This is a genomic window from Mucilaginibacter polytrichastri (assembly GCF_001911425.1).
Lineage (GTDB): Bacteria > Bacteroidota > Bacteroidia > Sphingobacteriales > Sphingobacteriaceae > Mucilaginibacter > Mucilaginibacter polytrichastri.
Window position 1 is genome coordinate 2,911,958 of sequence record NZ_MPPL01000001.1, and the last position, 13,183, is coordinate 2,925,140.

Consider the following 13,183-nt stretch of genomic DNA (forward strand, 5'->3'; position numbering starts at 1 on the left):
TGCTTATTATTTTCTTTTTGGCTTATAGTATTTCTTTTTCGAAGCGTCTTTCAGCTTTTTAAGATACAACTTTTTAGCATCGGCACCTTCTTTGGTGTTTGATAGTTTTTTCTCGTGGAAAGCTCCTTTAAAATCAGGGTCATCCTTCCGCTTTTGCATATCAATTTCCTTAGCCTGGGCCTGGCGCTCCTCATAACCGGGCTGCTCAACAAATACATCGGCAGGCAACTCATTAATTAAAATGGTTTGCTTAATAAGCCTTTGCACCTTCTTCATGTAATAATCTTCAGACGGCATACAAAAGGTAATTGCCTCACCCAGGTTATATGCCCTGCCGGTACGGCCAATACGGTGTACATAATCTTCGATAACTACGGGGACATCGAAATTTATAACGTGGCTTACGTTACTTACATCAATACCACGGGCCGCCACATCTGTAGCTACCAGTATTTTTACCTCGTCATTTTTAAACGCATTGATAGAGTTGATCCGGGTATTTTGGCCTTTATTGGCATGCAATACCTTTACTTCTTTCTCACTGAACTTACGCACTAAAAATTTATATACATCTTCTGCAGAAACCCGGGTTTTACAAAAGATGATCATCTTTTGGATGTTCTCGGTATGGTCCAGCATGTATCGCAGCAAATTGATCTTGGTTTTCATACCCGGCACCATATAGATGCTTTGCGCTACCGTAGTAGCTGCCGTAGCCTGTGGCGTAACCTCAATAACTGTAGGAAACTCCAGGAAGTTACCGGCCAGCATCTGAATCCTGTCAGACATGGTTGCCGAAAACAACAGGTTCTGCCTTTTACGCGGTACCACCTCTAGTATGCGATTGATCTGTGGCATAAAGCCCATATCCATCATCTTATCAGCCTCGTCCAGTACCAGAAATTTGAAACCTGCGGTAACAATATGGCCGGCTAAATACAGATCCATAAAGCGGCCCGGGGTGGCTACAATAATATCAACACCTTTTTTTAGCGCCTCAATTTGTGGCTTAGGGCCAAGGCCACCGTATAAAATAACCGTGCGCAGATCGGTGTATTTGGCATAAGCCTTTACATTCTCTTCTATCTGCATAGCCAGCTCGCGTGTCGGCGCAATAATTAATGCCCGCGCGTGCTCGCCCTGTGCATATTTAAGCTTCATAATAATGGGCAGCACATAAGCCGCGGTTTTACCCGTACCGGTTTGCGCTATCCCCAAAACATCCTGCCCGTTCAACAACGGCGGGATCGCTTTCTCTTGTATAGGCGTAGCCTCAGTGTAACCGGCATCGGCAATTGCATTCAATATCTGCCGGTTAAAATCAAAATCTTCAAAAACTACACCCATTTGGCAAAGATAGGGTTTTTATAGGGAGTCAGGAATCGGGAATCAAGAGTCGGGACAAATCACTCATCCAACATGTTAGCTTTTCAAAAATCTTCATTACTGATTCTCGATTCTTGACTCTCTTAAACTATCTTTGTACTATGTCATCAATCCTCATCAAATCCGCCACCATTGTTAACGAAAATAAACAGTTTACTGCCGACCTGCTAATCAGAGACGGCATTATTGAGCGGATTGACGGACATATTGATGTAAAAGCCGATCAGGAAATTAATGCCGAAGGCCTGCACCTGTTGCCGGGTTGTATTGATGACCAGGTACATTTTCGCGAACCGGGTTTAACCCATAAAGGCGAAATCTATACCGAATCGCGCGCGGCTGTAGCAGGCGGCATTACCTCTTTTATGGAGATGCCTAACACCGTGCCCAATACCCTAACCCAGGAATTACTGGAGCAGAAATACCAGATTGGGGCGCAAAAGTCATTAGCCAACTACTCGTTTTTTATGGGCGCATCTAATGATAATCTCGACGAGGTGCTAAAAACCGATACCAGCAAGGTTTGTGGTATTAAAGTATTTATGGGTTCATCTACAGGTAACATGCTGGTTGATAACCCCAAAACGCTGGAGCATTTATTTGCAGAGTCTCCCATGCTGATTGCCACCCATTGCGAGGATGAGGCAACTATTAAAGCTAACCTCGAACATTATAAACAACTGATTGGCGAAGCTAATTTAACGGTTAAATTTCATCCAAAGATTCGTAACGTAGACGCTTGTTATCTGTCATCATCGATGGCAGTCGAGCTGGCCAAAAAACACAATACCAGGCTGCATATTCTGCATATCTCTACCGAAAAAGAAACGCATCTGTTTAGTAATAACATTCCGCTGCGCGAGAAAAGGATCACCGCCGAGGCCTGTGTACATCACCTTTGGTTTAGCGACGAAGATTACGAAACCAAAGGGAACCTTATTAAATGGAATCCGGCCATAAAATCGGCAGAAGACCGCGATGGTATCCTGAAGGCCGTTTTAGATGGGCGTATTGATGTAATTGCCACCGACCATGCCCCACATACTACTGAAGAAAAAGCGCAAACTTACATGCAGGCCCCTTCCGGCGGCCCATTAGTACAACATGCTTTGCCTGCCATGCTGGAACTTTACCACCAGGGCAAGATCACGCTAGAACAAATTGCTGAAAAAATGGCACACAATGTGGCCACCTGTTTCCAGATCGAAAAACGTGGCTTTATTCGCGAAGGTTACTGGGCAGATATGGTATTGGTAAATCTGAATAACCCATGGACAGTAAGCAAAGAGAACATTCTTTACAAATGTAACTGGAGCCCGTTTGAGGGCACTACCTTCAATTCTAAAGTGGTGCATACCATTGTATCGGGCAAGTTAGCTTACCAAAACGGCAGCCTGGTTGAAGTTGGATCTGGCACCCGATTAACTTTTGAGCGATAATACAACACCCAACGTATCTTTATTGTGATATAATTTTAGGTTATAACCGTAAACTTATAACTTAGGCTACATGTTAAATCGCCGTAAATTCATTACGCTTACTGCTGCAAGCGCTTATCTAACTACACTCACTGACAAAGTTTTAGCTAAAACAAAAGAGCCTTTAAAATCACCCCTACCTGTAGTAATTTCTACCTGGGATTTTGGTGTAGCAGCCAATCAGGGTGCCTGGAGCATACTTAAAAAGGGTGGCCGTGCCCTGGATGCCGTTGAAGCCGGGGCCAGAATACCCGAAGCCGATATGAAAAACCACAGCGTTGGCCGTGCCGGATATCCCGACCGTGATGGCCACGTTACCCTTGATGCCTGCATTATGGACGAGCAAGGCAATTGCGGTTCTGTAGCCGCTATGGAAAACATTGCACACCCGATATCTGTAGCCCGGCTGGTGATGGAGAAAACCCCGCACGTAATGCTGGCAGGCGATGGCGCAACCCAGTTTGCTGTTGAAAACGGATTTAAAAACGAAAAGCTATTAACTCCCGAATCTGAAAAAGCGTGGAAAGAATGGCTGAAGACCGCGAAATACGAGCCCACAATTAATAGCGAAAACAAAGATTATAAACTGGGCAATAAATATAACCACGATACCATAGGTATGCTGGCACTGGATGCTAAAGGCAATATATCCGGGGCATGTACCACCAGCGGCATGGCCTGGAAACTGCATGGCCGCGTAGGCGACAGCCCGATTATTGGTGCGGGTTTGTATGTGGATAATGAAGTTGGCGGTGCTACCTCAACCGGTGTAGGCGAAGAGGTGATCCGTAATGTGGGCAGCTTTCTGGTGGTAGAACTAATGCGCCAGGGGCACTCGCCGCAAGAGGCTTGTGAGGCGGCTGTTAAACGCATCATTAAAAAGAAACCCGAAATTGCCAAGAAAATACAGGTAGGCTTTTTGGCTATCAACAAAAAAGGCGAATACGGCGCATATGCCATCCAGGAAGGTTTCTCTTACGCAGTTTGTAATGCCGAAAAGCAAGACCTGCTTATTAAAGGCGAAAGTTTTTATAAATAACCTGCGTATATTAGTACAACTATACTAGCTCCATCCTTTTTATGCAAAATACTGTTACACTAGAAATATGTGCTAACTCTGTTACGTCTGCAATAGCCGCCCAGCAAGGGGGGGCCGCACGTATAGAATTATGTGAAAACCTGAAAGAAGCCGGCACTACCCCATCGTACGGGCAAATAATTTTAGCACGTAAGCTTTTAGAAATTAAAATATATACGCTTATCAGGCCGCGGGCGGGTGATTTTTTGTATAACGATTACGAATTCGAAATTATGCTGGCCGACGTTAACAACTGCATTAACACAGGCTGCGACGGTGTGGTAATTGGTATGCTGAAAAAAGATGGCAGCATAGATAAAGAACGCTCCGGTATTCTGGCTGATCTGGCTCGTAAGAATGGCCTGGGGGTTACCTTTCACCGGGCATTTGATGTTTGCAACGATTACTACCAGGCTTTAGAAGACATTATTGATATTGGCTGCGAACGCATCCTTACATCAGGCGGTAAAACCACGGCTATGGAAGGTGCAGGGACTATTGCCCACCTGGTTGAAAAGGCGGCAGGCCGCATTAGCATTATGGCGGGCAGCGGCGTTAATGAGCAAAACGTAAGAGATCTGATCAACTTTACAGGTATCCACGAAGTGCATACTTCGGCCAAAATGTGGAACCAGAGCAATATGGATTACCATAACGATTACATTATGATGGGTAACCGCTACCATGATCTGTACACTTTTGAAAGTACAAACGCAGGGCGTGTACAAACGATACTGGCCAATGCGCAGAGCAACCAGCCGGTTTAAAATATAGTTAACGGCACTACCAGCTCTATACGGTTTGAGCCATGGCTGCCCAAATCCTGATCTAACAGATGGGTATACCTGATGCCAAATGTAATGGGTGCCTGGTTAAACCATTGGGTATCAAAAAATACCTCCATACCTGTAGAACGGAAATCACCTTTGAATACCGAACCATTTGTGTAAAAATCTTTCCCCTTGGTGTAATCAAAAAACAGGTTGCCGCGCATTCTTAAAATATAAATCAAGTTTGCAAAGCCGGCATCGGGATAGGCTATCGGAAAATGATAGTTAACCCCTACCTTATCCATTTTATACAGGTTATAAACAGTATATCCCCTCGAAAAAGGAAAATCGTTAGAGAAATCAATAACTGTATTTTCACTTCTTTGCTGGTGTGCCAGCGCCACTACAAAACTATGGCTGTTAACCAGCCCGGGGAAATAAAAATTACCGGTGGCCAAAAACTGGAAGTTATCAGCATTAATAACTCCTTTTTTAAAGTTTAACGTTACAGCTTGTGCTAGGTGAGGATAAATTTGCTGTACCGCCTGCTGCATACTGTTACTGAAACTGATGCTATTACTCAGGTATACAAAGTTCTGGTCTTTAAACAAGCTGCGGTAAGCCGATTGAAAATTGACCGTATTATAATAAGCCGAACTACCTATGCTTAAATAAGTACTGTGCTGCCCCGAACTAAAATTAAAAGGAACCGAAGCCCCTGCGTGGATCTGCGCTTCGTTCCAGTAAATACTTTGGCCGCGGTAATAGCCTTTACGGTCAAACGTGTAATCGGCCCCTGCCGAAACATACGGAAACCAGGCACCATAAACCGCGTTATAACCAATTTGCTTATAGCCCTCGTTACGGTTGTAAGTACCCGATAATGCCGATTGAAACGTGTTCAGCACGTTTTGCCCGGCTAGTGAAAGCGTGTAGTTAGGATCTTCAAAATCTGGCAGGATGCTGTGAAAATTAAACAGGTTGTGCAGCTTGTTGTACTTGCTTACTTTAAACGGCTGTGTTTCTACCGCTGCCAGCAAATTAGCAGCCGAATCTTTCTTTAAAGCCGTGATCTTATATTCACTCAAACTCCCCGGCGATGGCACATCCACGGGCTGCCGTTGCAGGCTCTGTTTATCGGCCTGATGTAACTGGTAACCATAGGCGCTAAAACTTACCCAGGCCAGCTTGTTGCCTGCAACAGATGGCTCGTAATTGCCTATGCCGTATTGCAGGGTATCGCTTTGCAAGCGGTACAACTTTTTATCGGTTACAGATAAGGCATACAACCTGTCGTTCACGCCGGTGGTTGCTGTAAAGTAAATGGTATCTTTTTGTACTGCCGTAAAACCTACCGGGGCAATGTTGTAAGCCAGCAAATTTTCCATACTGCCGGTTTTAATATCAACCGAGGCAATGGTCATTTTACCCTTTGTATTCCTTACCGCTGCAATGATCTTATCTGTGCCGAAAAATTTGGGATAAGTATAAAATATACCTGTTTTGGAATGTATCTCATTCATCAGCTTCCCGGTTTCTGTATCCAGGATCAGTAACTTGCTTTGGCCAGATGGATCAACCTGTACTGCTACAATACTTTTACCATCATCACTAAAGGCCGGCGAAAAATATTTAGACCGGCTGGTAATCCGCTTTTGCTCACCTGTTACTACGTCAATTACCTTTAATTCGTTATAGTTTCTGTATCCCCAACGCAGATCTGGCCGGTAAGAGGCGTATACAATTTTGCCGTTATGGTAGTTAAAATAACGATCCAAGCTCAGGTCTTTAACTGCGATCTGCTTTTCCCTGTTCCCGGTACGGATCACAAATGCCGGGATCTTTTTGTAGGAGCTTTTCACATAGATCACCGTGCTATCATTCACAACGGCAGGGTATTCGATATCTGCAATAAAATGCTGGCTCTTTTTATATTTTGGTCCTACCACCTTATCAACAGGGGTAGCTATTTGTTGTTTAAAATACCCCAAAGCATCATTTCTGAACCGGGTATAACTTACGCCCGAATATTTTTGAACGCCGTGCTCAAAAGGATAAAACAGGCTTTTATAAGCAGCAGCATCGTGCGTTACATTGCGCCAAAACATGGGCCCGTATTTTTCGCGGCCATAGGCGTTCATCATATAACCCAGGGGGTACCAATCGGGTACGTAATCTTTGTATGATCCGTTACGCAGCTTCATCCAGCTATAATCTTTCCCGGCATCCCACAAGCCATGAAAACCGTTGAAAAAATACGGCAGGCGGCCCCTGCCCTGTTCGCTTACATGGGTTTCGTTAAAAACAGCATCGCCTTCAAAAAACCAATCGGGTATGGCAATTTCGTTACCCAATGCCTGGCCGCTTTCGCCAAAAAGGATATGCAGAAACCTGGACAGGCCCACATTGAAGTTATTGTATTGCTGCACATGCCTAAACTCGTGGATGGCCAGTTGCTCGTTCCAGCTTAAACTGCCTAATTCAAAACTATTTTGATCGGGTGTTAAATAAAATTCACTTTTAAAGGGTGCCAGCATTACAAACCCGTTTGATATTATGGTTTGGTTTTGCAGCAATATGTTCACCTGCCTTTGCTTGTTACCGATAGTGGGCTTCACGGCACCGTTCATTTGGGCAATAATACTGGCCACACGCAGCCCCACAGAATCGAGCCCGTTAGGGAAAATGATCCTGGCTGCCGGGGTATTTATCTGCCGCCAGTTAATAGCCGGCGGGTTACCACCAAACTGTGCCTTTGCAATTAAGGTACAGACTGACAGCGCAAAACAAAACAGTATTTTTTTAGGGGATAGCAGTTTAAACATACTGAGAATTAGACCCGAATTTATGGAATTAATAAATTGACCGAAATTTTTTAACATTTATTATCATCATTCTTAAAAGCCAATAATCGGCCCTAATACAATGTAAAGGCAATATACAATGATATGACAGTGCATACAACAAATCTCGCTACATTTGCCACTCTAAGAAGTAGTAATACCATGGCTAAAGTTTCTATCAACCTGGCAACAGGTTCATTGCAAAAAGAAGATATAATTGTGGGTATTGATTTGGGCACAACCAACTCATTGGTGGCCTTTATTAATCCGGATAAGCAACCGTTGGTAATTAATGATGCCGGTAAAGGCGTTTTGGTACCCTCGGTGATCCACTTTGGGCAAACGGGTGATATTACTGTTGGAAACGAAGCTAAGGAGTATTTAACTACCGACCCTACCAACACAATTTTCTCTGTGAAACGCCTGTTAGGCCGCTCGTACAAAGACATTGAAAACTACCAGGATTTTTTCTCCTACAAAGTAATTGATGACGATACCGAAAGCCTGGTAAAAATTAAGGTTGGTGATAAGTTTTACACCCCGATAGAGCTATCGTCGCTGATATTAAAAGAACTGAAAGAACGTGCCGAGCATGCCCTTAAAACCCCGGTAAACCGTGCGGTAATTACCGTACCTGCTTATTTTAACGATTCGCAGCGCCAGGCCACCCGCGATGCCGGCAAACTTGCCGGATTGGATGTACTACGGATTGTGAACGAGCCTACAGCGGCTAGTTTAGCTTACGGCATTGGTTTAAACCCCGAGGAAACTAAAACGGTAGCTGTGTATGATTTAGGCGGAGGTACTTTTGATGTATCTATCCTGCAAATTCAGAATGGTATTTTCGAGGTATTATCAACCAATGGCAATACCTTTTTAGGCGGCGATGATTTCGACCGTGCCATTGCAGATTACTGGATTGCCGAAAATAAAATTGATAAGGCCACGCTTGATAATAACGGTGAACTGGTGCAGCAACTACGCCTGAAAGCCGAGGAAGCTAAAAAATCATTTGCGCACCAAAGCATTTTTAACGAGAAGATCGGCGAAATCTGGTGTACGATAGATCGTGCCAAGTTTGAAGAGCTAATCTCGGCCAAGGTAAACGAAACCATTACAGCTTGCCGCAATGCATTGGCAGATGCCGGCTTAAAGGTTACTGATATTGATGAGGTAATTATGGTGGGTGGATCAACCCGTACCGCCTTGGTAAAACAAAAGGTTGCTGAATTTTTTGGCCGACCGGTACATGATGATGTAAACCCCGATGAAGTGGTTGCCCTCGGCGCTGCTTTACAAGCAGATATTTTAGCCGGTAACCGCAGCGATATCTTACTGCTTGATGTTACGCCACTATCCCTCGGTATTGAAACCATGGGTGGTTTGATGGATGTGATCGTCCCGCGTAACTCTAAGATCCCGACTAAAGCAGGCCGCCAATACACGACCTCGGTAGATGGACAGGTGAATATGAAGATCACCGTTTACCAGGGCGAGCGCGACCTGGTAAAAGAGAACCGCAAATTGGCTGAGTTCGATCTGAAAGGAATCCCTGCCATGCCTGCCGGTTTCCCTAAAGTAGATATCAACTTTTTGCTAAACGCAGACGGCATACTGAAAGTGCAGGCTATTGAACTACGTTCTGGCACCAAACAGGAAGTTGAAGTAAAACCAACCTATGGTATTACTGACGACCAGGTAGAGCAAATGCTGATTGACAGTATTACCCATGCCAAAGACGACGTTGCCCAGCGCATGCTGATTGAAGCCCGCACCGAAGGGGAGCAAATGGTGTATACCGCCAACCGCTTTATCGAAAAAAATAAAGAACACCTTTCTATTGCAGAAATAACGCAGACTGTAGAACACATTAAAGCCCTGCAAGAAGCCTTAACCGGTGGCGACAAAGATGCCATCCACAAAAAACTGGATGAGCTTAACGATTATACCCGCCCATTTGCAGAGCGTGTAATGGATGTGGCTATTAGCCATGCCATGAAGGGTAAGGCGATAGAATAATTACGTTAGATAAAATATTAATCGTAGAGGCACATTGTGTCTCTTTTTTTGTTTGTAGCTCCCTTCATCCCAAATACGCAATCGCCTGGCCAGACTTACGGCATTTCTTTATACCTCAGCATCAGCGACACAAAGTATTGTGTCGCTACGGATAAAATAAATTTATTTTCTTGCAATAATGAAAAACAACTAATAACTTAGTTTAAATCATTGTTACTATGAAAATTCTAAACCTTATCATTATTTGCTGCCTGTTTACCACGGCTACTTTTGCCCAACAAAAAGACCCCAAAGCAGATTCTTTGCTGCTGGAATATTATCAAACCCAAAAGTTTGCCGAAGCAGCTGACTATCTGAAAAAGATTTATCCAGAACCTGTTGCCAACACAAAGATCATCACCCAGTTAGCTTATACATCCAGCATGGCAGGCAGGCTACCCGATGCCGAAGGATATTATCAGCGCTTGTTTAATACAGATTCGACCAATATTGCAACGCTTTTTAGCATGGCCGGCATCCATGCACGCAGGGGCAATAATGAAAAGGCTATTGGCTTTTATAAACGTATTATTAAAATAGACACCCTCAACTTTAACGCCTATAAACAACTAGCCGGCCTATCCATTTCAGACCCTGCAGCGGCCACTATATATCTTACCAATGCCAATCATATCAACCCACAGGATGCGGGTATTGCATTTGATCTGGTTGTTGAGTTGATCCCTATGCACCAGGAATTGATTGCCGAAAAAGTAATAGATATTGCCTTAAAAGCCGACACAGCCAACCTTACCTTATTACGTGGTAAAGCCCAGATTTCTTATGCGCTTAAAAAGTACCCGGAGGCTATCGAAATCTGTAAAAAGCTCATCATAAACGGCGACCAATCATCGCAGGTAATTAATTATAAGGGAATCTCTGAATTTATGTTGAAGAAATTTGCCGACTGCATTACAACTTTCCACCTGCTGGATAATGGCAACATGCAAAACGAATCGTCTTATTATTATCTGGGGATGAGCCACAAAGCCCTAAAACAAGATGCTAAAGCAATATATTATTTGCAGCAAGCTATTACCGAAGGTATATCACCAAACACAGATACTTATTACAGCGAGATAGCTGATTCTTACGATCGCCTGCATTTGCCTAAAAAAGCTTTGACCTCTTACCAGCGGGGTTTAACGTTTGGCGAAAAACCGATGGTATATTATGCCATGGCTTCTATTTACGACAGTAACCTTAAGGATACTATGAACGCGGTAAAATACTATAAAAAGTATTTATCCACCAAGCCACCGGTAGAAAAGCAACAGTCGTACATTGATTTTACAACTAAGCGAATTGTTGACCTTAAACGTTAGCGCTGCATTAAGCGGGCTACATATTTGCCAATAATATCAAACTCGAGGTTTACCGTATCGCCTGCTTTAACGCTGTGTAAGTTAGTATGCTCGTGAGTGTAAGGAATAATAGCTACAGAGAAACCATGCGCGGTAGAGTTAACCACCGTTAAGCTGATGCCGTTTACACAGATGGAACCTTTTTCTACCGTAACATTACCTACCGAAGGATCATAGTCAAAGGTATACATCCAGCTACCGTCCATATCTTCTACCAGGGTGCAGGTGGCGGTTTGATCTACGTGGCCTTGTACAATATGGCCGTCCAGGCGCGCATTCATTTGCATGCAGCGTTCCAGGTTTACCACATCGCCGGTTTTAAGGCTGCCGAGGCTTGTTTTGTTCAACGTTTCTTCAATAGCGGTAACGGTATGCAGGCCATCGGCCAAAGCAACAACCGTTAGGCAAACCCCATTATGGGCAACCGACTGGTCTATCTTTAACTCTGTTGAAATGGTTGATTGTACTGTGATATGAAGGTTGCCCAGATCGTGTTTCAGATCGGTAATTTTGCCTAAGTTTTCTATGATTCCGGTAAACATATTGCGTACCCTCCCGGGTATATTTATTTGATGCAAAACTAAATATAATCAAGTTAGTTTTGTGTACTGATGATTATATGTCAATCAGCCATTTGTCATATCGAAATAAAAACCATGCCTAAGCAAAGCGCCGGAATTTTAGTTTACAAATACATTGATAGCCAACTACAGTTATTCCTCATGCATCCCGGCGGACCATTTTGGGCTAAAAAGGAAGGTGGCGTGTGGTCTGTCCCCAAAGGAGAGTTTTTGGACGATGAAGAACCGCTGGCTGCTGCCCAACGCGAGTTTACTGAAGAAACCGGACAAACCATTGATGGCGAATTTATTAAGCTGTCCCCTGTAAAACTTAAAAGCGGCAAAGTAGTACACTGCTGGGCAGTAGAAGGCGATGTTGATGCCGACAACATTGTAAGCAATATTTTCCCTATTGAATGGCCTTATAAATCGGGCAAGTTCATTGATATCCCCGAGGTTGATAAGGGTGGCTGGTTTAATGTAGATACTGCTAAAGAGAAGATTAATATCGCGCAGGTGGCTTTTATTGAAGAATTGGTGGAATTATTATAATTATGTCAGCAATAACAAAGTTTTGTTTACCCCCTCCTATTCTTCACCCAGTTACTCTGCTGCCCGTTATTTGCAACTGTATTTGGTGCCGATGATTTGTTGTTCAGTAATTGCTCCATTACCAGGGCAGCAATAAGAGCTTCGTCATCATTATGCTGCTCTAAGGCTTCGGGGGTGAAATACTTTTTAACAAAGTGCGTATCGAACTGACCCGAAGTAAAGGCTTCGTGCTGCATTACAAATTTGCCGAAGCCAAGCGTGGTTTTTATCCCGGTGATCTGGTACTCATCAATGGCGCGGATCATGCGGGCTATGGCTTCTTCGCGGTTGGCTCCGTAGGTAATCAGTTTGGCTATCATAGGGTCGTAATAAATAGGGATTTCCATGCCTTGCTCAAAGCCGTCATCAACCCGCACACCGGGTCCTTTTGGGGTAGTGTAGGTTTGTAACGTGCCGATATCCGGCAAAAAGTTGTTGGCAGGGTCTTCTGCATAAACGCGCAGTTCCATGGCGTGCCCGCTTATTTTTAAATCTTCCTGTTTAAAACTGAGTTCTTCTCCGCGTGCTATTTTAATTTGTTCTTTTACCAAGTCGAGGCCGGTAATGAGTTCGCTAACGGGGTGTTCTACCTGTAAACGGGTGTTCATCTCCAGGAAGTAAAAGTTAAGGTCGTCATCCAAAATAAACTCGACAGTACCTGCGCCTGTATAATTTACAGAACGGGCTACATCCACCGCGCACCGTCCCATTTCGGCACGGATGGCTTCGGTTAATATAAACGACGGCGCTTCTTCAATTACTTTCTGGTGGCGGCGCTGTACCGAGCAATCCCGCTCAAACAGGTGTACAATATTGCCATGCGTATCGCCCAGTACCTGGATCTCTATATGCCTTGGCGACGATACATAACGCTCTATAAACACCGAACCATCGCCAAAAGCCGAAGTAGCTTCAGAAACAGCCAGTTGCATTTGTTCTTCAAAATCATCGGCCTGCTCTACAATGCGCATGCCTTTGCCCCCGCCGCCTGCGGCGGCTTTAATCAATATCGGGAAACCCACCTCAATGGCCCGCAGCTTGGCTTCGGGCACGTC

Annotated in this window: 10 protein-coding genes; 6 read left to right on the plus strand and 4 right to left on the minus strand. The window is 44.2% G+C overall.

Features of this window, described 5'->3' with window-relative positions; genetic code table 11:
• Positions 1 to 6 precede the first annotated feature (6 nt).
• Positions 7 to 1,347, minus strand: a complete 1,341-nt coding sequence (locus RG47T_RS12385; RefSeq protein ID WP_074489759.1) for a DEAD/DEAH box helicase — start codon at positions 1,345 to 1,347, stop codon at positions 7 to 9.
• A gap of 140 nt (positions 1,348 to 1,487) precedes the next feature.
• Here RG47T_RS12385 and RG47T_RS12390 point away from each other — a divergent pair, with 140 nt between their 5' ends.
• The 3 genes from RG47T_RS12390 to RG47T_RS12400 all read left to right on the plus strand — a co-directional run bounded on the left by RG47T_RS12390 (position 1,488) and on the right by RG47T_RS12400 (position 4,709).
• A complete protein-coding gene (locus tag RG47T_RS12390; RefSeq protein WP_074489760.1) occupies positions 1,488 to 2,825 on the plus strand; it encodes a dihydroorotase in 1,338 nt (445 codons plus the stop codon).
• A 70-nt stretch (positions 2,826 to 2,895) separates the two neighbouring features.
• Complete coding sequence (locus RG47T_RS12395; protein ID WP_074489761.1) at positions 2,896 to 3,903, plus strand: glycosylasparaginase; 1,008 nt, start codon at positions 2,896 to 2,898, stop codon at positions 3,901 to 3,903.
• 41 nt (positions 3,904 to 3,944) lie between these two features.
• On the plus strand, positions 3,945 to 4,709 hold the full coding sequence (locus RG47T_RS12400; protein WP_074489762.1) for a copper homeostasis protein CutC: 765 nt from the start codon (positions 3,945 to 3,947) through the stop codon (positions 4,707 to 4,709).
• Here RG47T_RS12400 and RG47T_RS12405 read toward each other — a convergent pair.
• Positions 4,706 to 7,537, minus strand: a complete 2,832-nt coding sequence (locus RG47T_RS12405) for a TolB family protein (protein ID WP_074489763.1) — start codon at positions 7,535 to 7,537, stop codon at positions 4,706 to 4,708. The genes RG47T_RS12400 and RG47T_RS12405 overlap by 4 nt on opposite strands.
• 180 nt (positions 7,538 to 7,717) lie before the next feature.
• Between RG47T_RS12405 and hscA the strand changes: the two genes are divergently transcribed.
• Both hscA and RG47T_RS12415 read left to right on the plus strand, forming a co-directional pair.
• A complete protein-coding gene (hscA, locus tag RG47T_RS12410; protein WP_074489764.1) occupies positions 7,718 to 9,574 on the plus strand; it encodes a Fe-S protein assembly chaperone HscA in 1,857 nt (618 codons plus the stop codon).
• A 218-nt stretch (positions 9,575 to 9,792) separates the two neighbouring features.
• Positions 9,793 to 10,938 (plus strand): tetratricopeptide repeat protein, encoded by a 1,146-nt coding sequence (locus tag RG47T_RS12415; RefSeq protein WP_074489765.1) that lies wholly within the window; start codon positions 9,793 to 9,795, stop codon positions 10,936 to 10,938.
• Here RG47T_RS12415 and RG47T_RS12420 read toward each other — a convergent pair.
• Positions 10,935 to 11,519, minus strand: coding sequence for a riboflavin synthase (locus RG47T_RS12420; RefSeq protein ID WP_074489766.1), 585 nt, complete (start codon positions 11,517 to 11,519; stop codon positions 10,935 to 10,937). The genes RG47T_RS12415 and RG47T_RS12420 overlap by 4 nt on opposite strands.
• A gap of 114 nt (positions 11,520 to 11,633) precedes the next feature.
• Here RG47T_RS12420 and RG47T_RS12425 point away from each other — a divergent pair, with 114 nt between their 5' ends.
• A complete protein-coding gene (locus tag RG47T_RS12425; RefSeq protein WP_074489767.1) occupies positions 11,634 to 12,089 on the plus strand; it encodes an NUDIX hydrolase in 456 nt (151 codons plus the stop codon).
• A gap of 26 nt (positions 12,090 to 12,115) precedes the next feature.
• Here the strand turns inward: RG47T_RS12425 and RG47T_RS12430 are convergent.
• Positions 12,116 to 13,183 (minus strand): acetyl-CoA carboxylase biotin carboxylase subunit (locus RG47T_RS12430; RefSeq protein WP_253187516.1); only part of this gene is annotated, 1,068 nt, incomplete at its 5' end.